General features: G+C 69.2%; 19 protein-coding genes. 11 read left to right on the plus strand and 8 right to left on the minus strand.

Features of this window, described 5'->3' with window-relative positions; translation table 11 throughout:
- Positions 1-38: 38 nt before the first annotated feature.
- From FHT37_RS03830 to FHT37_RS03850, 5 genes are all read left to right on the plus strand, one after another.
- A complete protein-coding gene (locus tag FHT37_RS03830; RefSeq protein WP_183478976.1) occupies positions 39-1,196 on the plus strand; it encodes an ABC transporter substrate-binding protein in 1,158 nt (385 codons plus the stop codon).
- Between the two features lie 298 nt (positions 1,197-1,494).
- Positions 1,495-1,755: a hypothetical protein gene (locus FHT37_RS03835; protein WP_183478978.1), complete on the plus strand. Its 261-nt coding sequence runs from the start codon at positions 1,495-1,497 to the stop codon at positions 1,753-1,755.
- 112 nt (positions 1,756-1,867) lie between these two features.
- The gene (locus tag FHT37_RS03840) at positions 1,868-2,536 is read left to right on the plus strand and encodes a response regulator transcription factor (RefSeq protein ID WP_091724163.1); all 669 of its coding nucleotides are present in this window, start codon (positions 1,868-1,870) and stop codon (positions 2,534-2,536) included.
- Positions 2,529-4,628, plus strand: coding sequence for an ATP-binding protein (locus tag FHT37_RS03845; RefSeq protein WP_183478980.1), 2,100 nt, complete (start codon positions 2,529-2,531; stop codon positions 4,626-4,628). Before FHT37_RS03840 ends, FHT37_RS03845 begins: the two co-directional genes overlap by 8 nt.
- A 77-nt stretch (positions 4,629-4,705) precedes the next feature.
- The gene (locus tag FHT37_RS03850) at positions 4,706-5,815 is read left to right on the plus strand and encodes an EAL domain-containing protein (RefSeq protein ID WP_183478982.1); all 1,110 of its coding nucleotides are present in this window, start codon (positions 4,706-4,708) and stop codon (positions 5,813-5,815) included.
- 54 nt (positions 5,816-5,869) lie between these two features.
- Here the strand turns inward: FHT37_RS03850 and FHT37_RS03855 are convergent, their stop codons facing one another.
- Positions 5,870-6,391: a peptidylprolyl isomerase gene (locus FHT37_RS03855; protein ID WP_091724170.1), complete on the minus strand. Its 522-nt coding sequence runs from the start codon at positions 6,389-6,391 to the stop codon at positions 5,870-5,872.
- A 146-nt stretch (positions 6,392-6,537) separates the two neighbouring features.
- Between FHT37_RS03855 and FHT37_RS03860 the strand changes: the two genes are divergently transcribed.
- The 3 genes from FHT37_RS03860 (at position 6,538) to FHT37_RS03870 (ending at position 8,552) form a co-directional block, all read left to right on the plus strand.
- Positions 6,538-7,611 carry a JmjC domain-containing protein gene (locus FHT37_RS03860; RefSeq protein WP_255489568.1) on the plus strand — a complete coding sequence of 358 codons (1,074 nt, stop codon included), beginning with the start codon at positions 6,538-6,540 and terminating at the stop codon, positions 7,609-7,611.
- Between the two features lie 58 nt (positions 7,612-7,669).
- Positions 7,670-8,194 (plus strand): hypothetical protein, encoded by a 525-nt coding sequence (locus FHT37_RS03865; RefSeq protein ID WP_091724176.1) that lies wholly within the window; start codon positions 7,670-7,672, stop codon positions 8,192-8,194.
- A gap of 157 nt (positions 8,195-8,351) precedes the next feature.
- The gene (locus tag FHT37_RS03870; protein WP_091724179.1) at positions 8,352-8,552 is read left to right on the plus strand and encodes a hypothetical protein; all 201 of its coding nucleotides are present in this window, start codon (positions 8,352-8,354) and stop codon (positions 8,550-8,552) included.
- Between the two features lie 200 nt (positions 8,553-8,752).
- Here the strand turns inward: FHT37_RS03870 and bamC are convergent, their stop codons facing one another.
- The 7 genes from bamC to FHT37_RS03900 all read right to left on the minus strand — a co-directional run bounded on the left by bamC (position 8,753) and on the right by FHT37_RS03900 (position 15,497).
- Positions 8,753-9,916 (minus strand): outer membrane protein assembly factor BamC, encoded by a 1,164-nt coding sequence (bamC, locus tag FHT37_RS03875; protein ID WP_255511970.1) that lies wholly within the window; start codon positions 9,914-9,916, stop codon positions 8,753-8,755.
- Positions 9,917-9,997: 81 nt separating this feature from the next.
- Positions 9,998-10,879 (minus strand): 4-hydroxy-tetrahydrodipicolinate synthase, encoded by an 882-nt coding sequence (gene dapA / locus FHT37_RS03880; protein WP_147242474.1) that lies wholly within the window; start codon positions 10,877-10,879, stop codon positions 9,998-10,000.
- 62 nt (positions 10,880-10,941) lie between these two features.
- Positions 10,942-11,619 carry a bifunctional 2-polyprenyl-6-hydroxyphenol methylase/3-demethylubiquinol 3-O-methyltransferase UbiG gene (locus tag FHT37_RS03885; RefSeq protein ID WP_183478986.1) on the minus strand — a complete coding sequence of 226 codons (678 nt, stop codon included), beginning with the start codon at positions 11,617-11,619 and terminating at the stop codon, positions 10,942-10,944.
- Positions 11,616-12,419 (minus strand): SDR family oxidoreductase, encoded by an 804-nt coding sequence (locus FHT37_RS03890; protein WP_183478988.1) that lies wholly within the window; start codon positions 12,417-12,419, stop codon positions 11,616-11,618. Before FHT37_RS03890 ends, FHT37_RS03885 begins: the two co-directional genes overlap by 4 nt.
- Before the next feature lie 117 nt (positions 12,420-12,536).
- Positions 12,537-12,668, minus strand: a complete 132-nt coding sequence (locus FHT37_RS25260; RefSeq protein ID WP_255489482.1) for a hypothetical protein — start codon at positions 12,666-12,668, stop codon at positions 12,537-12,539.
- A 23-nt stretch (positions 12,669-12,691) separates the two neighbouring features.
- Positions 12,692-13,927, minus strand: coding sequence for an MFS transporter (locus FHT37_RS03895; RefSeq protein ID WP_147242981.1), 1,236 nt, complete (start codon positions 13,925-13,927; stop codon positions 12,692-12,694).
- 157 nt (positions 13,928-14,084) lie between these two features.
- The gene (locus tag FHT37_RS03900; RefSeq protein ID WP_183478990.1) at positions 14,085-15,497 is read right to left on the minus strand and encodes an amidohydrolase family protein; all 1,413 of its coding nucleotides are present in this window, start codon (positions 15,495-15,497) and stop codon (positions 14,085-14,087) included.
- Positions 15,498-15,798: 301 nt separating this feature from the next.
- On the opposite strand from FHT37_RS03900, the gene parE reads away from it, so the two are divergent.
- From parE to FHT37_RS03915, 3 genes are all read left to right on the plus strand, one after another.
- The gene (gene parE, locus FHT37_RS03905) at positions 15,799-17,787 is read left to right on the plus strand and encodes a DNA topoisomerase IV subunit B (protein WP_183478992.1); all 1,989 of its coding nucleotides are present in this window, start codon (positions 15,799-15,801) and stop codon (positions 17,785-17,787) included.
- Between the two features lie 171 nt (positions 17,788-17,958).
- Positions 17,959-18,519, plus strand: a complete 561-nt coding sequence (locus FHT37_RS03910) for a GNAT family N-acetyltransferase (protein WP_091724196.1) — start codon at positions 17,959-17,961, stop codon at positions 18,517-18,519.
- On the plus strand, positions 18,516-19,247 hold the full coding sequence (locus tag FHT37_RS03915) for a lytic transglycosylase domain-containing protein (RefSeq protein WP_091724197.1): 732 nt from the start codon (positions 18,516-18,518) through the stop codon (positions 19,245-19,247). Before FHT37_RS03910 ends, FHT37_RS03915 begins: the two co-directional genes overlap by 4 nt.
- Positions 19,248-19,277 lie beyond the last annotated feature (30 nt).

Below are 19,277 nucleotides of genomic sequence, written 5' to 3' on the forward strand. Positions count from 1 at the left end.
CAGCCGGCCGTCACCGCGCGCCGGTGGGACAGATCACCATGAGCAAGCCTTCCCGGAGCCGGCCCCTGAGCCGGTTCGTCGCGACCATCGCCACCGCCGCCACCGCGGTGCTGGCCCTTGGACTGGGCACCGCCGCCCGCGCGGACATCCTGATCGGCCAGACGGCCGGCTTCACCGGCCAGGTCGCCGCCAGCGTCAAGGAACTGACGCTGGGCGCCAAGCTCTACATCGACCACGTCAACGCCGCCGGCGGTGTCAACGGCCAGAAGATCGACCTGCAGTCGCTGGACGACGGCTTCGATCCCAAGCGCGCCGCGGCCAACGCGCAGACGCTGATCGACAAGGGCGCGGTCGCGCTCTTCCTCACCCGCGGCACGCCGCACACCCAGGCGGTGATGCCGCTGCTGGAGAAGGCGCAGGTGCCGCTGGTGGCGCCGTCGACCGGCGCGATGCTGCTGCACAAGCCGGTGCACCCCTACGTCTTCAACGTGCGCTCGACCTACCAGCGCGAGGCCGAACGCGCCGTCCAGCTGCTGCTCGAGATGGGCAACACCCGGATCGCCCTGGTGCAGGTCAACGACACCTTCGGCGCCGATGGCGTCGCCGGCGCGATGACCGGCTTCAACGATCGCAAGATGAAGCCGGTCGCCCATTTCACCTACGAGCGCGAGAAGCCGGACATCGCCGGCGTGGTGAAGCAGCTGATCGCGGCCGATCCGCAGGTCGTGCTGCTGGTGGCCTCGCAGCAGATCACCGCCGACACGATCAACGCGCTGCGCGCGGCCGGCTCGCGCATCCTCGGCGCCACCTTGTCCAACAACGCGTCCAACGGCTTCGTCCAGCTGCTGGGCCAGAACGCCGCCGGCGTCATCGTGTCGCAGGTGTTCCCGAGCGAGCGCAGCACCAACCTGGCGATGGTCAGGGAGCTGACCGACCTGGTGAAGGCCAAGCCGGCCGAAAGCGGCGGCCTGGTCACGCCGGCCATGATGGAGGGCTTCGCGAGCGCCAAGGTGCTGGTCGAGGGGCTCAAGCGCGCCGGCAAGGACGCGAGCCGCGCCAGCCTGCTGCGCGCGCTGAACAACATGTCGCGCTACGACCTGGGCGGCATGGAACTCAACTTCAGCACCACCGATCACACCGGCACCAACTACGCCGACATCGCCATCATCGATCCGCGAGGACGATTCCTGCGCTGAGCCTGGACCGGTCCATTTCTCAGCTGACGGGCGCCTTCGGGCGCCCGTTGTCATTGGATATTTCGGAATTCACCGAATCCGTCAATGGACGGTATTCAAAGCCTTGACAGGGTCTTTTGATACTCGGCGGCTGAATGCCGGCGTTGGAAATATTCGCCAATCATGATCTTTCTCACGACCATCCTCGCCGAATAGCAAATTTAGGCTGATCACTCACATTTGTGAGTTATTAGCAAGTGAGGCGTACTCGGACACACTGCCGGCCGAAACCTGCAGACGGACTGCTGTCATGAAGAATATGTACGCGATCTCCATCGGTCTGGCCTTCGCCGGCGCCGGATGCCTGCTGGCCGAGAAATCCACGCGGTCGATACCCGGGAATCCCTCATTTGAACTTACTGTCATCGGTTATCTGTTGATCAGCGGCGGACTGATGCTGCTGATCGCCTGCCTCGCCGCCTCGGCCGACGCCTGGCTGCGAGCCCGACGGCGCCGCGCTTGCGCTCCTCCCGAGCCGGATTGGGAGCGCCATCCACCGCCAATCGTCGATCACCACTGACTCCAGTCACCCAGCAGTTTTTGTTTACTTGCTTCGGTGATTGCTCGTTTCCTGCCGCTCGCGAAACTGTGCCCGCCCATGGCATTGGGATAACGAGAGAAGGAGTCGAGGAATGAGTATCGCCGTCGTGATCATCGAGGACGATCCGGCTGTCATGAAAAGGCTGGTGGACGTGATTTCAAATAGCAGTTTCTGCGAAGTGGTCGGTGTCGCCAGGAATCGCGGCGAAGCGATGGCCGCGATTCTGGCCAACCGGGCCGATCTTTATCTGATCGACCTGGGACTGCCGGACGCCGACGGGGTGGAGCTGATCCAGCTGGTGCGGGAACGGTGTCCGGAATCCCGCAGCATGGTGCTGAGCACCTTCGGTGACAGCAAGCACGTGATGCGCAGCTTGCGCGCGGGCGCCCGGGGCTACCTGCTCAAGGACGAGATCCAGCCGTCGCTGGTGGAGAAGCTGGTCAGCGCGCACAACGGGCAGGCGCCGCTCAGCCCGGCGGTGGCCCAACTGGTGGTCGAGCGGATCTCCATGCTGGAGAACAACGTGCGGCCCCAGGTCGATCGCGAGAAGGTGCTGCGCGATCTCGGCATGGGCGAGCGCGAATGGGAGGTCCTGCGCCTGCTCATCGAGGGGCTGCCCATCGTGGAGATCGGTCGCCGGCTGAGCATTTCCCATCACACCGTCAACCAGCACCTGCGCAGCGTCTATCGCAAGCTGGGCGTGAAGTCCCGCGCGATGGCGGCCAACGCGGCGCGGCTGCATGGACTGATCGATGAATAGCCCCCGCCGCGGCTCGCTGAAGACGGTCTTCTTCTGGCTGAGCTTCTTCATCGTTGCGCTGCTGGTGATCGCCACCAGCACTGTCGCCACGCGCGTCTACCACGTCGACGCGATCCGCGACCTGGAGGTCGTCGCCGCGGCGCCCGATTCGCGCGATGCGGGCCCCGAGGCGCCGCGCCTTGCCGGGCGGGTCCTGGTCCAGGCGCCACGGGTGGCCTTGCCCCATGTCGAGGACGTGAGCCAGGCGGGGGGATTCAAGCGGGTGAGATTCCGCATCGACCTGGACCGCTACCTCGAGCGGCCAACCGCCTGCTGCGAGATCGACGCCGACGGCGGCGTGATCGGCGGCAGACGCATCCCCGGTACCAGCCTCGTGATCAGCCAGGCCCTCGACGGGATGGACGTCTACCTGAACGGGGTCTGGGTCGCGGGCCTGCCGAAGTCGAACGCGAGCGGACGCTGCAAGTGGTACCGGCCGCTCCAGGTGCCGCTGGCGCGCCGACTGCTGCAGCCCGAGGGCAACCAGCTGACGGTCGAGCTGACGACCTGGGATCCGCAGATCCAGCTCGCGCCGATCTACATCGGCGACCTGGATGCGATCTCCACCATCCATGAGCTGACCCTGTTCATCGGCTCGTCGCTGGCCAATGCGTCCAACGTCTTCTGCCTGTTGGCGGGCATGTTCATGCTGGGCGCCTGGTTGGCGAGCAGGAAGGACGGCGCCGTGTTCCTGCACGCGGGCGCCACCACCGTGCTGTGGTCGGTGCTGTTCACGCTCGTGCTGCTGCCCTATGTCCCGGCGGCGTGGTTGCCGCTGTGGACCTGGGCGCAGTACGCCTGCATGGGCGGCGTGATCGCGGTGCTGACGCTCTTTCTTTTCGCCTTCGTCGGCGAGCCCCTGGGCTGGCGCGGCCGCGCGGCGCTCTTCGGCACGGCGGCGTTCGCGGCGCTCGCCTATCCGCTGCTCGGGCTGCGCGGCCGGGAATGGCTGGACCTCTGGTGGCTGCCCACCATGCTTTGCTTTCACCTGTACGCCTGTTCGCGACTGGCGCTGCACATCGCCCGTACCCGCTCGCGCACGGCGATGTCGCTGCTCTTCCAATCGGTGCTCGCGCAGGTGTTCGCGCTGCGCGATCACAACGCGGTGCAGCACCTGATCTCGATCCCGATGCCGGAAGCCGGCTGGTCGATGACGCACCTGCTGGTGGCGCCGATCTTCCTCAGCCACCTGAGCGTGCCGCTGCTGCTGTTCGTCGTCGCCCAGATCCTGCTGACGAAGTTCCAGGCCAACGTGAAGCGCATCCGCGACCACAACCGCATCCTGACCGAGACCCTGCAGCAACGCGAACGCGAACTGCTGATCAGCCACAACCGCCAGCGCGAGATGGAGAACGAAGCCGCCATGCAGCTCGAGCGCGACCGCATCTATCGCGACCTGCACGACGGCATCGGCTCCAAGCTGGTGACGACGCTGTTCAGCGTGCGCGACCGCGCCATCGACCACGAACGGCTCGAAGGGCGGCTGCTGGAGGCCCTGACGGACCTGCGGGAGATCATCTCGGTGACGCAGGTCCGGGAGCAGCGAGCCTTCCAGGACATCCTGTTCACCTACTGCAGCGGCCTCGACGAGGCGCTCACGCGCGCCGACTTCCAGGTCGAATACGAGGTGCCCGAGGGGCTGGAGCTCGTGCTGCTGGCCGACTTGTCGAAGCAGCTCATGCGCATCGTCGAGGAGTCGGTGGCCAACACCATCAAGTACGCCGGCGCGAGCCGCCTGTCGATCCGCATGGCGATCGTCGAGGCGGAATCGCTGGAGGTGGTGATCGAAGACAACGGCCAGTCCGGCGACCGGCGGGGCGAGGCGGCCGACGCGACCGGTCGTGGCGCCTCCGCCCTGCGCGGCGGCACCGGTCTGGCCGGGCTGCAGCGTCGCGCCCGGCGCATCGGTGCCAGCTTCGACTTCGAGCGCACGCCACGCGGCGCCCGCACGCTGCTGCGGCTGCCGCTGCGCGTGCCCGGCGACGCGCGGCCGGGAAACGAGTCGGTCCGCGACAGCTCTCAGTTGGGCGCGGCTGCATTCCCACCGGGCTGAGCCATCGAACGCCGGGCCGATCCTGGAAATACTGGCGTCCCGGCCCGAATCGCGGGCCAGTCGACGAAGCCCCGGCCATGCCTTCCTCCCGTCCTTCCCGCAGTGGCGTCACGCTGGTCCAACGCCTGATGGCGCCGCAGCCGCCGCAGGTCCACTTCGCCCGCCAGGCGGTGATCGATGGCTCGGTCGAACCGATGGGCCTGGAACTCGCCTTCCGCTGGAAGGAGGGGCAGCGCCGGCCCCCGCGACCGCCGAGCCCCGGCGCCACCAGCCTGCTGCTCAGCCGGGCGCTGCTCGACGGCGGCTTGATCCAGCAGCGGCGGCCCGGCTGCCTGTTCGTGGACATGGATGCCGCGGCCCTGCTCAGTCCGGTCGCCGACGTGCTCTGCGGGGCGCTCGGCGCGATCCAGCTGCCGACCGATGTGCCGGTGCAGGCGTCGACCACGCGCCGCATCGCGCAACTGCATGCCCGCGGCTACCAGTTCGCGCTGGCGGGGATCGCTTCGCCGGACGACCCGCGCCTGGCCTGGCTGCCGATGGTCGCGTTCCTGAAGCTGGACGTGTCCTTGGCGCCGCTCGATGCGTGGGCGCCGATCCAGGACCTGGCGCGCCAGGCCGGGGTGGCGCTGATCGCCGATCGGCTGACCGAACCGGCCGACTACCTGCGGCTCAAGGCCCGGGGTGTGCGCTACTTCCAGGGGGACCTGCTGGGGCCGCCTCAGGAGGAGTCTCCGCGGGCGCTGCCCAGCTGCGATCTGGATGTCCTGGCGCGCTTGTTCCGCCTGGCGCGCCTGGGCGCGCCGCACGACGCGCTGGCGATGGCCGCGGCGGCCGATCCGGCGCTGGTCGTCCGGCTGCTGATGCTTCACCGGCTCTACCTGAACCGGCTGCGGCCGCCCGCCTCGTTGACGGAGGCCTTGGCCGACCTGCCCGAGCAGGTCCTGATCGGCTGGCTGCATGTGCTGCGCACCAGCACCTTCGATCTGTCGCCGCACACCCGGAGCTGGTCGCAGGCCGTGCGTGAGCAGATCCACAACTATCGCGCCCGGCTGATCGGCGCTCGCGCCTGCAGCAGCCCGGCCGAACTCGAAGCCAAGGTGTTCGATCTCTATCGCCGCCTCTGCTCACGCGAGTCGATCCCCCCGCCGACTCGACCGACCCTGCTCGAGCGCTGCGGCCCCTTTTGACGCGCAGAAGTAAAAAGCCCCGCGGTGCGGGGCTTGCAGGGCGGCTTGCAAGGCTCAGTGGAGCGGCTCGTCCGGGTCCGGTCCGCTGACGACCGAGAAGCCCGAGTCGCCGAGCGTGCCGGCTTCGATCTCCTCCTCAGTCGCCTCGCGCACGTCGCAGACGGTCACATGGATGCGCAAGCCGACGCCGGCCAGCGGATGGTTGCCGTCGAGCACCACGTGCTCCGGATAGACCTCGGTGACGGTGTAGATGCGGTCCGCGGGCATGTCGGGCGTCGAGGAGCCTTCGGGCAGGCCCTCGAACTGCATGCCGACGTCGACGTTCTCGGGGAAGACCTCGCGCGGCTCGAAGCAGACGAGATCGCTGTCGTAATCGCCGAAGGCATCTTCGGGCTCGAGCGCGACGCTGACTTCGTCGCCGGTGGTCTTGTCGACCAACGCTTCCTCGACCTTCGCGAACAGGTCCTCGCCGCCGTAGAAGAACTCCATCGCCGGGTCCAGGACCTCGACGGATTGGCCTTGGGCGTCCTCCAGTCTCCAGGTCAAGGAGACGACGCAGGGGGCAGTGATTTGCATCGCGCGATTCTCTCAGACAATCCTTGCCCATGACTTCCAAGCCCACGTCCTCCTCGAAGCGCCCGCCGGCGCCGGCCGCCGCCTCGTCGGGGCTCGACATCGACGCCCGACTGCCGCTGCTCGGCGGCCTCAGCCCGGCGCAGTTCATGAAGCGCCATTGGCAGAAGCAGCCGCTGCTGGTGCGTCAGGCCCTGCCAGGCGTGCAGCCGCCCATCGACCGTGCCGGCCTGGCGGCGCTGGCCGCCAGCGACGAGGTGGAGTCGCGTCTGGTCGCGCAGCAGCCCGGGGATCGCTGGACCTTGCGCCAGGGACCGATTCCCAAGCTGCCGGCCTGGAGCAAGCCGCAGTGGACGCTGCTGGTGCAAGGCCTGGACCTGCATGTCGACGCCGCGCACGACTTGCTCGGCCGGTTCCGTTTCGTGCCCGAGGCCCGCCTCGATGACCTGATGCTCTCCTACGCCAGCGAGGGCGGCGGGGTGGGGCCGCATTTCGATTCCTATGACGTCTTCCTGATCCAGGTCAGCGGTCGTCGTCATTGGCGCATCGGCCGCCTGGGCGTGTCGACCTCCGGCGCGCTGCGCGAGGATGTGCCGCTGAAGGTGCTCGCCGACTTCGAGCCGGAGCAGGACTTCGTGCTCGAGCCCGGTGACATGCTCTACCTCCCGCCGGGCTGGGCGCACGATGGCGTCGCCGTCGGCGGCGACTGCATGACGGCGTCGGTCGGCTTCCGCTCGCCTTGGCGAGGCGAACTGGCGAATGAACTGCTGGTGCGCCTGACCGACGACGAGGAGGCGCCGCGCGGTGACCGGATGTATGTCGATCCCCGCCAGGCGGCCACCGCCGAACCGGGAAGAATCCCCGAGGCGCTGACCGCCTTCGCGCGCGAAGCGGTGCTCAAGGCGGTGGCCCAGCCGCTTGCGCTGGAGCGGGCGCTGGGCGAGGCGCTGACGGAGCCGAAGCCGCGGGTGTTCTTCGAGCCGGGAGACGCGTTGCCGCCAGGGCAGGGCGCCAGGTTGAGCCCGCGCACGCGCATGATGTACGACGCGGCGCACGTGTTCATCAATGGCCAGTCCTTCCGCGCCGGCGGGCGCGACGCGACCCTCATGCGCCGTCTGGCGGATCGGCGGACGCTGTCCGTGGCCGAGGTGGCCCGCCTCAGCGAAGGCGCGCGCCACCTGCTCGATCAGTGGACCGAGGACGGTTGGATCCTGCCCGGTTGAACGGGCATGATCGTCGCCGCCCCATGGTCGCCTACCCTGATTTCCTGAGGAGGTCGACATGTCGCAGGAACCCCTGATCCCGGAAAACCTCCGACCGGGCCTCGTGGAAACCGTCGAGGAAGTCCGGCAATTGCTGCGGCAAGCGCTGCTGCTTGCCGCGTCGCAGGGCGGGCGGGAACTCTGCTGGCTCGACACCGACTTCGCCGCCTGGCCCTTGTCCGATCCGGAGCTCCTGGATGCCCTGCATCGCTGGGCGCTGCCGCACCGCCGGCTGCGCCTGCTCGCGGCCCTCGACTACGAAGCGCTGCGCCGCGTCCATCCGCGTTTCGTCCAGTGGCGCCAGTTGCACGACCATGTGGTGCAGGCGCGGGCCTTCGATCCGGCGGACTTGGGCGACCGCAGCACCCCGACGCCGCAAGGCGTGGTGCTGGCACCCGGATTGCTGACCTTGAAGTTGTGGACGCCGGCGCGGGCGTCGCTGGCGCTGCGTGATGCCCGCGAAGAAGCCATGGCGCGCGAATGGTTTGACGCAATTGAGCAACGGTCTGCCGATTCGTTCGCCAGCAGCACCCTAGGGTTGTAAGACGATTACAAACTGGTGGCTATAATTGCCGGCTAGGCGAGGGAAGCGCTCGAGGTTTCTCGCGTCTTGGTCTGCTGAAGTTCGTACTGGTCATCATGTACGACTTCATTAATTACCGGTAATTGATTGTTCGTCTAAAAGTTACTTGAGGACAAGTATGAAAAAGTCGATTCTGATGGCCTCCCTGCTGGCCGCTGTTGCCCTGACCGCTTGCGGCAAGAAGGAAGAAGCTGCCGCTCCGGTGGCGACGCCCGCTCCGGAAGCTTCGGCTCCCGCCGTTGAAGCCTCGGCCCCGGCCGTTGAAGCTTCGGCTGCTGCCTCGGACGCTGCTGCTCCCGCTTCGGCCGCCAGCAACTAAGACGATCTCTCGTCCTGAGAAAGCCGCATGGGTTCGCCCATGCGGCTTTTTCTTTGGCGCCTCCATGGCGCAAGGTATCGGCGCGAACATCGCCCGCCCGCTGGTATTTGACTGGATATTCGCGCCCATGAAAAACGCCACCGGAGGGTGGCGATTTTGTTTTGCGCAAACTGAGGATGTACGGTTGTCCGTCGCCCAGATCAGCGGACGTCTTCCATCAGCAACTGGAGGATGCGCTTGGCCAATTCGTCGGTCTGCTGCTGGCCCTTGTCGTCCTGGATCTGGACGGTGGACTTGCCGCCGTCCGATTTGACCGACACGCGATAGCGAACGGCGCTGGAGGCGCTCTTCGCGCCGAACAGGCGCTGGAAGAAATTGGGCTCTTCCTTGCCGGCCTGGTTCGGGTCGGCATAACGCAGGAAGAACAGGCCTTGCTTGCGGTCGCGGTCCTCGATCGTGAAGCCGTGGCGGTCCAGCGACTGGCCGACGCGGCGCCAGGCGCGGTCGAAGTCTTCGTTGATCTGCAGCTGGTCGGGCACGTCGGCCAGCGAGCGCGGTGCGGCGCCACGCGGCGCTTCGGCGAAGCTCGGCGCCGGCTGCTGCGCATTCGCGACCATGGTCTTGGCGTCTTCTTCCTTGCCGCCGAGCTTGAGCATCAGGCGCGAGGTCATTTCGGCCTCGAGTTCCGGATCCGACGGGCGGGGCTGCCAGCCGGTCTCGTCGCGCTGCGAGTTCGTGTAGATCTCGACCAGACCGCGGTGCGTCACGTAGATGTCGGTGCCGCCCTGCTCATTGCGTTCCAGGCGAGTGCGGTACTTGTCGCGCTCACCGGTCGAGTACAGCGAGTCCAGCAGCGAGCCCAGCGCCTTGCGGATGAAGTCCTGGGGCAGCTTGGCCTTGTTCTCGGCCCAGTTGGTCTCCATGACGCCGACGTTCTGATCCTCGGATTCGATGGTGAAGCCGCGCTCCTGCCAGAAGCTCTTGACCTGCGGCCAGAGCTGCTCCGGCGGCAGCGCGCTGTGCAGCCAGCGCGCGTTGCCCAGGCGATGGAACTCGACGTTGCCCGCCTTGTCCAGCGCCACGGGGGCGCCGGCGGTGGCGCCGATCGCCTGGCGCTGCGCGTTCGGCTGGGCGGCCATCTGCGCGGCGCTGATCGGGCCGGTCGGGCGGTTTTCCTTCGGAAGCTGGGTCAGGTCCGGCGGCACGTCCAGGCCGGTGGTCTGCTTGGCCTGGGTGCGGTAGTCGACCTTGTCGCTGGTGGTGATGCTCTCGAACGTGCTGCACGCCGTCAGCGAGGCCAGCGCCATCAGGCAGGCCACGCGCACCGGGGTGGGAGCGCCGGATTCAGGAAGGGAACGAGTCACGCTGGAGATCTCCGAGGTAGGTCGCTGCGGCCCGCGGCCGCTGAAGGAAAAGGAGCCGCCGGCGGCGCCGGCCGGCGGTGATTAGAGCAGGCCGGCCTCGCGCAGGGCAGCTTCGACCAGTTGCTGGCCCGCCGGCGTCAGCGGCGTCAGCGGCAGGCGCAGATGGTTGCTGCTGCGGCCCAGCTTGTTCAAGGCCCACTTGGCCGGGGCCGGGCTGGGCTCGCAGAACAGCTGCTTGTGCAGCGGCAGCAGCTGGAAATGCAGCGCGGTGGCCTCGCGCACGCGGCCCTCGATCGCGGCCATGCACAGCTCGTGCATCGCCTTGGGGGCGATGTTGGCCGTGACGCTGACCGAGCCGCGGCCGCCCATCAGCATCAGCGCGATGGCCGTGCCGTCGTCGCCGGAATAGATGCTGAAGCCGGGGGGCGCATGCTTGATCAGCCAGGCGGCGCGCTCGATGTTGCCGGTGGCCTCCTTGATGCCGAAGACGCCGGGCAGGGCCGCGCAGCGGATGGCCGTTTCCGGCGCCATGTCCGCCACGGTCCGGCCGGGCACGTTGTACAGCATCATCGGAATGTCGACCGCTTCCGCGATCGCCTTGAAGTGCTGGTAGATGCCCTCCTGGGAGGGCTTGTTGTAGTAGGGGACCACCGACAGCGTGGCGTCGGCTCCGACCTGCTTGGCGAAGCGGCTCAGCTCGATGGCTTCGGCGGTGGCGTTGGCGCCGGTGCCGGCCAGGACCGGCTTGCGGCCCTTCACATGCTCGACCGCGACGCGGATGACCTCGCGGTTCTCTTCCATCGTGACGGTGGGCGACTCGCCGGTGGTGCCGACGACGCCGATGACGTCCGTGCCCTGGTCGATGTGCCAGTCGATCAGGCTGCGCAGCCCGTCGAAGTCGATGCGGCCGTCTTCATGCATCGGCGTGACCAACGCGACGATGCTGCCAACAATTGCGTTCATTGAGGATTCCTCGTGATCGGCGGATTCTACTGAAGCGCCGGGGCGCTTCCGGGGCTCCGCGCTCAGCGCAACCGGTATCGCGGGTAGACCCCAGGCGCGGCCCCCGTGGCGTCCGCCGTGGGCGCGCTGGCGACGGGCCGGTTGTCGCGAACGGCAGCAACGCGCTGCACGTAACGACCGTTGACGCCGCCGGCCGCAGGGCCGGGCGGCTCCGACTCGATGAAGCCATCCTCGTAGGCGATCACGCGCAGGCCGTTGGCCGCGTCCAGCAGTTCCCCCGGACGCAGCAGGAACTCGGGCCGCGCGGGGCGGCCGATCGTCTGCTGTCCGTCGGTAAAGGTTTCGTAAATCAGCCAGCCGCCGGGCGCGACGGCCTCGACGATGCGCGGCAGCAGCGGCCGCCACAGGTAGTTGGTGACCAGCACGAGGTCGAACACGCGCCCCTCGAGCGGCCAGGGGCCTTGCTCGATGTCGGCCTGGATCAGCTCGACGCGACCGGAGAGTCCGGCCAGCCCCGCCAGGGCCGTCGTGTCGCGGTCGACGCCGGTGACCGCCACGCCGTCGCCCGCCAGCAGGCGCAGGTGGCGGCCCGAGCCGCAGGCCAGGTCCAGCGCGGTGAGGCCGTCGCGGTCGCGCCAGGCCTGTGACCAGCGCAGCACCCAGTCGCTGGGCAGTCCCGTGCCGTGGCCGCCGCCCACGGCCGGGCGCGACGGGCTGCCGAGGAACGTCGTCGTGCTCATGCGGGCCGCTGTTCCTTCTTCAGCGCCTTCAGCGCCATGCGGTCGACCATCGCCGGCGCCAGCAGCTTGAGCCAGCGGCCCAGCTTGCCTTTGGTCGTCATGACGATGTCGCGCTCGCGGGCCAGGGTGCCGTCGAGGATCAGCCGCGCGCATTCCTGGACGGTCATCGCGCCGCGTTCGTCCAGGCTGCTCAGGCCCGAGGCCTGTCCCTGCGCGTTGAAGCCGCGGTAGCGGATCTGGGTGTCGACCACGCCGGGATAGGCGATCGTGACGCTGACGCCGTGCGCGGCGACCTCGGTGCGCAACGCCTCGAAGAAGCCGGTCATCGCGAACTTGGTGGCGCTGTAGGCGGTGCGACCGGGGATGCCCAGCAGCCCGGCCAGGCTGGAGACCGCGACGATGCGACCCTGGCTGGCCTTGAGCGCGGGCAGCGCCGCCTGGGTGCACCAGGCCGAGCCCCACAGGTTGATCTGCATCAGCCGTTGATACCAGGCCAGGTCCTTGACCTGGTCGAACAGCGCGTGCGCCGACATGCCGGCGTTGTTCACCAGCACGTCGATCGCGCCGAAGGCGCCGAGCGTGGCGCGCACCAGCTCCTGGCAGTCCTCCTGCGACTCCACGTCGCAGCGCTGCACCAGCGTGCGGGCGCCGAGCGCCTCGCATTCCGCCGCCACCCGTTCCAGCTTGTCGACGCTGCGCGCGGCCAGCACCAGCGAGAGCTTGGCGCCGTCGCGCCGCGCCCATTGGCGCGCCAGTTCGGCGCCGATGCCGTCCGAGGCGCCCGTGATGATCACGACCATGTTGTCTCCGTTCTCCTTGTCAGATCCAGAACCCGAGTGCCCGCCTCGCCGCCGCGGTGGTCCGCGGTCTGTCGTGGCCCCTTGCCGGTGCGCATCGGCTTCGTCCGCGGCCGGCGCTCAGAAGCAGGCCCAGATCGCGTCGCCCAGCTGCTGCATCAGCGAGGGCTGCGTGTAGGCCAGAAAGACCGCCGCCAGCACCGCCGCGGCGCCCAGCCCGGCGAGGATCCGACGGAGCGCGCGCCGTGTCATGGTGGGGTTCCCGGAGGCCGGCCTCAGGCCGCGGCCGGGACCGGGCGGCGCGTGATCGCGGACTCGCGCACCGGCAGGTTGGCCAGCATCGCCATCACGCCCAGCGCGATCGCCAGGTACCAGACGACGTCGTAGGAGCCGGTCGCGTCGTAGAGCTTGCCGCCCAGCCAGACGCCCAGGAAGGAGCCGATCTGGTGGCTGAAGAACACGAAGCCGCCCAGCATCGACATGTGCTGCACGCCGAAGATCTGCGCCACGATGGCGTTGGTCGGCGGCACGGTGGACAGCCACAGCACGCCCATCACGGCGGCGAAGACATAGACGCTGACTGGCGTCAGCGGCACGTTCAGGAAGATCAGGATCGCGATCGAGCGCAGCAGGTAGATGGCCGAGAGCAGGTAGCGCTTGGGCAGTCTCTGGCCCAGCGTGCCGGCCGCATAGGTGCCGAAGACATTGAAGAGCCCGATCAACGCCAGCGCGTTGGTGGCGACCTGCGGCGTCAGGCCGTGGTCCTTCAGGTAGCTGGGCATGTGCACGCCGATGAACACGACCTGGAAGCCGCAGACGAAGTAACCCAGCATCAGGAGCTGGAAGCTGCGATAGCCGAAGGCCTCGCGCAGCGCCTGGCCGATGCTCTGGTGGTGCGCGCCGTGGGCGGCGTCCCGGGCCGGCTCGCGCAGGCCGAAGGCCAGCGGCACGATCAGGCAGGCGGCGATCGCCAGCACGAACAGCGCGTTCTGCCAGCCGCTGTAGCCGATCAGCCAGTTCTCGACCGGCACCATCAGGAACTGGCCGAAGGAACCCGCCGCCGCCGCGACGCCCATCGCCCAGGAGCGCTTCTCCGGCGCGACGTTGCGGCCGATGACGCCGTAGACCACCGCGTAGGTGGTGCCCGACTGCGCCAGCCCGATCAGCACGCCGGCGCTGCCCAGGAAGCCGGCGGCGGTCGTGGAGACGGCCATCAGCGCCAGGCCGGCCGCGTAGAGGAAGGCGCCGGCGACCAGCACCCGCAGCGCGCCGAAGCGGTCGGCCAGCATGCCGGCGAACGGTCCGGCGGCGCCCCAGGCGATGTTCTGGACGGCCAGCGCCAGCGAGAAGGCTTCGCGCGTCCAGCCGCGGTCCATCGTCACCGGCGTCAGCCACAGCCCGAAGCCGTGGCGGATGCCCATCGACAGCGTGACGATCGCGGCGCCGCAGATCAGCACCTGCTGCAGCGACAGGGTGCGGGACGAGGAGGGGGAGGTCGGGATCGCGCTCATCCGGGCAATGTAATGGCTTCGGGTCGGCTTGGCTGACACCTGAATGACGCACATCCCCCGCGGGGGGCGGCCGGGTCGGCGCGATTCGCCCGATCGGGCGGGGTGGATGGCGCTCAGGCGCGCATGGTCGATGAAGGGGCGGGCTGGTCGGTCGCGCTCAGCCCGACTTGCCCGAGGCCGGTTTGGCCTTGCCCTTGGCCGGGGTCGACTTCTTCGTGCTGCGGGTGCCGGCCTTCTTGCCGGTCGCCTTCTTCTTGCCGGGGGCCGCGTTGAGGGCGTTGTTCTCCTCGCCGGCGGTGGCGGCCACGTCGTCCAGCTGGGTCAGCACGCGGCCCTGCTTGATGCGCAGCAGCGGCTTGTCCAGCGCGTCCAGGTCCTCGAGCGGATTGCCGATCAGCACCAGGAAGCTGGCCTCGCAGCCGGGCTGGAAGCAGCCGAGCTTGCGCTGCGGGAACAGCGCCCGCGGCGTGTCGACGGTGGCCAGACGCAGCAGCGCGGCCTTGTCGAGCACGCCCAGCTGGTCCAGGTGGTGCAGCTCGTTGAGCGCATTGCCGGTGAACAGGTCCGAGCCGACCAGCAGCCGCGCGCCGGCCGCCTTCAGGCGTTCCAGGTTCTGCTTCTGGACCGCCTCGATCCGCGCCAGCAGCTCCGGCGCCGGCTGGAACAGCCGCGTCGCGACGGTGGCGGTGACGATGCCGACCTGCTTCTCGGCGGCCAGCGCGGCGACCTCGGGCGGGATCAGGTGGGTCTCCGGCGCCTCGCCGTGCTGGGGGAAGTAGCCCGGCAGCTCGGCGATGAAGTCGGCGCCGGCGCGCACCGCCGCGGCGAAGTCGGCGACGCTCTCGATGTGGACCACGACGCGGCGCTGCTCGGCATGGGCGCGGCGCACGACCTCGGCCACGACCTCGGGCGTCACGCCCAGCCGGCCGCGCAACTCGGGCTGCTGGCGCAGCTCGGGGCGGTCGTGGTAACTCATGATGACCTTCACCAGGTCGCTGTGGCGGCCGGCGATCAGCGGCCACTTCCTGGCCACGTCGTCGGGCGAGTCCATCACCAGCACCGCCTTGTCGACGATCTGGTCCAGCGTCATCGGCGGCGTGCCCGACTGCAGCATCGCCAGCGGCTGGCCGTCCGACGAGGTGATGCAGGCGGTGGCGAAGAGCACGTCCGGCGTTTCCGGCTGCGAGATCCGGGCGCGGATCGGATCGATCGCGGCCGGATCGGCGCACAGCATCGCGGCGTAGAACACGCCGTCGCGCAGGTAATCCTGGCCGAACTTGTCCAGGCCCCAGGCGCCCTGCAGGTTGTGGTTGTGGGCGTCGGCGAGCGGCGCGACCAGCGTCTGGCCGCGCAGCTCCAGCAGCCGGTTGACCTTGCGCGGGCGCTTCTCGACGAAGCGGCCGTCCTCGACATAGAGGGTCCCGCTCTGCAGCTTCTCGCCGTCGAACCAGCGCGCGTGGCGCAGTTCCATCGCCATCTCGGGACTGGCCTTGAAGTCCTCCGCCCGGGCCGGCCCTCCCGCGAGCAGCGCGCTCAGGGCCACGGCGAGCGGCGCCAGCAAGGCCCGCACGGGGCGGACGGCGTGGAGGGGGCGGGACGGGGCGGGCATGAAACCGGGGAGGGCGACGGTGGGGGAGTGCGGCGGACCCCCGGTAGCGGGGCCCGACAAGCCGGGAAGCGGCGGATGCTACGACAGCGCCTCCCGCTCGCCGGCGTCCGATCGGTAACCGGACGTGCCGCCGCGCACCCGCCGTGCGGCATGCGCGCGGCCTTGCAGCGCAGGCCCCGCTTCCGAGGGGAAACCCCCATGGGAGCGACCCCTGCCATCCGGCGTCAGGGAGCGTCACCGACGCTGCATAGAATCCCGCCCCATGGCAACCAAAGCAGTCAACCCACCGGGCAGCTACGGCGAAGGCTCGATCCGCGTCCTCAAGGGACTGGAGCCCGTCAAGCAGCGTCCGGGCATGTACACCCGCACCGACAACCCCCTGCACATCATCCAGGAGGTCATCGACAACGCGGCGGACGAGGCCCTGGCCGGTCACGGCAAGCGCATCGCCGTCACCCAGCACACCGACGGCTCGATCACGATCGAGGACGACGGCCGCGGCATCCCCTACGGGCTGCACCCCGAGGAAGGCGTGCCGGTCGTCGAGATCGTCTTCACCCGGCTGCACGCCGGCGGCAAGTTCGACAAGGGCTCGGGCGGCGCCTACAGCTTCTCCGGCGGCCTGCACGGCGTGGGCGTGTCGGTGACCAACGCGCTGGCCAAGCGGCTGCAGGTGACGGTCTACCGCGAAGGGCAGGTCGCGACGCTGGCCTTCTCCGGCGGCGACGTCGTCGAGCCGGTGGCCACGCGCAAGGCTGACCTCAAGGCCGGCGACCGCAAGACCGGCACGACAGTGCGCGTCTGGCCGGACGCGAAGTACTTCGAGAGCGCCGACCTGCCGAAGAACGAGCTGGTCCACCTGCTGCGTTCCAAGGCCGTGCTGATGCCCGGCGTCACCGTGACGCTGACGCAGGAGAAGAGCGGCGAGACGCAGACCTGGACCTACAAGGGCGGCCTGCGCGACTACCTCATGCAGTCGCTGCCGGCGGATCCGCTGATCCCGCTGTTCGAGGGCGAGCAGTTCGCCACCGCCTCCGAGAGCGAGAACTTCGCCGAGGGCGAGGGCGCGAGCTGGTGCGTGGCCTTCACCGAGGAGGGCCAGGTCATGCGCGAGAGCTACGTGAACCTGATCCCGACGGTGGCCGGCGGCACGCATGAATCGGGCCTGAAGGACGGCCTGTTCGGCGCGATCAAGGGCTTCATCGAGATGCACGCGCTCGCGCCCAAGGGCGTCAAGCTGATGGCGGAGGACGTGTTCTCGCGCGCCAGCTTCGTGCTCTCGGCCAAGGTGCTGGACCCGCAGTTCCAGGGCCAGACCAAGGAACGGCTGAATTCGCGCGACGCGCTGCGGCTGGTGTCGGCCTTCGTCAAGCCGGCGCTGGAGCTGTGGCTCAACCAGCATGTCGAGCACGGCAAGAAGCTGGCCGAGCTCGTCATCAAGCAGGCGCAGACCCGCCAGCGCGCGGCGCAGAAGGTCGAGAAGCGCAAGAGCTCCGGCGTGGCCGTGCTGCCCGGCAAGCTGACCGACTGCGAGAGCACCGACCTGCTGCACAACGAGCTGTTCCTGGTCGAGGGCGACTCGGCCGGCGGCTCCGCCAAGCTGGGCCGCGACAAGGAGACGCAGGCCATCCTGCCGCTGCGCGGCAAGGTGCTCAACGCCTGGGAGGTCGAGCGCGACCGGCTGTTCGCCAACAACGAGATCCACGACATCTCGGTGGCCATCGGCGTGGACCCGCACGGCAAGAACGACGAGCCGGACCTGTCCGGCCTGCGCTACGGGAAGATCTGCATCCTCTCGGACGCGGACGTCGACGGCGCCCACATCCAGGTGCTGCTGCTGACGCTGTTCTTCCGCCACTTCCCCAAGCTGATCGCCACCGGCCATGTCTACGTGGCGCGGCCGCCGCTGTTCCGCGTCGACGCGCCGGCGCGCGGCAAGAAGCCGGCCGCCAAGCTCTACGCGCTGGACGAGGGCGAGCAGACCGCCATCCTCGACAAGCTGCGCAAGGAAGGCGCGCGCGAGGGCAGCTGGAGCATCAGCCGCTTCAAGGGCCTGGGCGAGATGAACGCCGAGCAGCTCTGGGACACGACGCTCAATCCCGAGACCCGCCGCCTGTTGCAGGTGCAGTACGGCGACCTGGACTTCGCCGACACCGAGGGCGCCATCAACAAGCTGATGGGCAAGGGCGAGGCGGCCGCCCGCCGCGAGCTGATGGAGCTGCACGGCGACGCCATCGAGGTCGACGTCTGAGGACCCTATGCCCCCACGCTCACTTCGTTCGCTGCCCCCCGAGGGGGTGCTCAACGCCCTTCGGGCGGCCGGGCGGGCGTCGGACGATGCGCCCCCACGCTCACTTCGTTCGCTGCCCCCCGAGGGGGCGCTCAACGCCCTTCGGGCGGCCGGGCGGGCGTTGAGGCCGACATGGCCAGCACCGTGATGCAAGACCACCGCGTCACCCTGCGACCGACGATGCTGTCCGACCTGGACTTCGTCGTCGGCGTGGAGCAGGACGCGGGCAACCGGCCCTTCATCACGCCCTGGGAGCGCACGCAGCACGAGGGTGCCATCCGCTTTCCGGACGCGCGCCATTTCATCGTCGAGCTGGATGCCGAGCGCGCCGGCTTCGTGATCCTGCAGGGCTGTCGCAATCCCAACCGCTCGGTGGAGCTCAAGCGCATCGTGCTCGGTCCGAAGGGGCAGGGCGTGGGGCGGGTGTGCGTGCGGCTGCTCAAGAAGATGGCCTTCGCGCAGCTGGGCGCGCACCGCTTCTGGCTGGATGTGAAGGGCCGCAATACGCGGGCCCAGGCGCTGTATCGCAGCGAGGGCTACGTCGAGGAGGGCCGGCTGCGCGAATGCGTGCGCGCCGAGCCGCTGCCCGACGCGCAGGGCGTGATGGGCGAGGGCTTCGACGACCTGATCGTGATGTCGCTGCTCAAGCGCGAGTTCGAGGCGCGCGTGGCGCAGGGGCTGGAGCCGTCATGAGCCACGGCCGCGGCCCCACGACGCGCGGCGTGCGGCTGCGCAAGCGCCTGGCGCTGAGCATCGCCGTGGCCTTCGCGGCCAAGCTGACGCCGGCGCATGCGGAGCTGTGGGGCTACGTGGACGCCGACGGCATCGCGCACTTCGCGCCGACGCAGGTCGATGGCCGCTTCCAGCCGGTGATGTCGCCGCTCAGCGGCATCCAGCGCGTGCCCGGCAAGACCGACCACGGCCAGCGCATGCTGACCTGGCTGGACATCGCGCCCGAGGTCAAGGCGGTGCAGCCCTACCTGCGCGAGGCCGCGGCGGCGACCGGCGTGGATGCCGAACTGCTGAAGGCCATCATCGCGGTCGAGTCCGGCTTCCGGCCGGAAGCGGTGTCGCCGCGCGGCGCGTCCGGGCTGATGCAGATCACGCCGGCCACGGCCCAGCGCTACGCCACCGCGGAGGAACTGCGGCGGCCACTGCACCTGCTGGAGCCGCGGACCAACGTGATGATCGGCGCGCGCATGCTGGCGGACCTGACGCGGCGCTTCGGCCGGCTGGACGCGGCGCTGGCGGCCTGGAACGCCGGGGAAGGCGCGGTGCGGCGGGCCGGCGGGCAGATGCCCGACATCGACGAGACCCAGGCCCATGTGCACCTGGTGCTGGAGCTGTACTGGGCGCTGCTGCAGCGCAGCCTCGGCGCCCGGGCCCGGCAACTGACGATGGTCGCCACGCCGCTCGAGTGAGCGGGCGCGGCGACCGAAGATTTCCCAAGA

The sequence above is a fragment of the Mitsuaria sp. BK037 genome (assembly GCF_014193045.1).
Taxonomy (GTDB): Bacteria; Pseudomonadota; Gammaproteobacteria; order Burkholderiales; family Burkholderiaceae_C; genus Roseateles.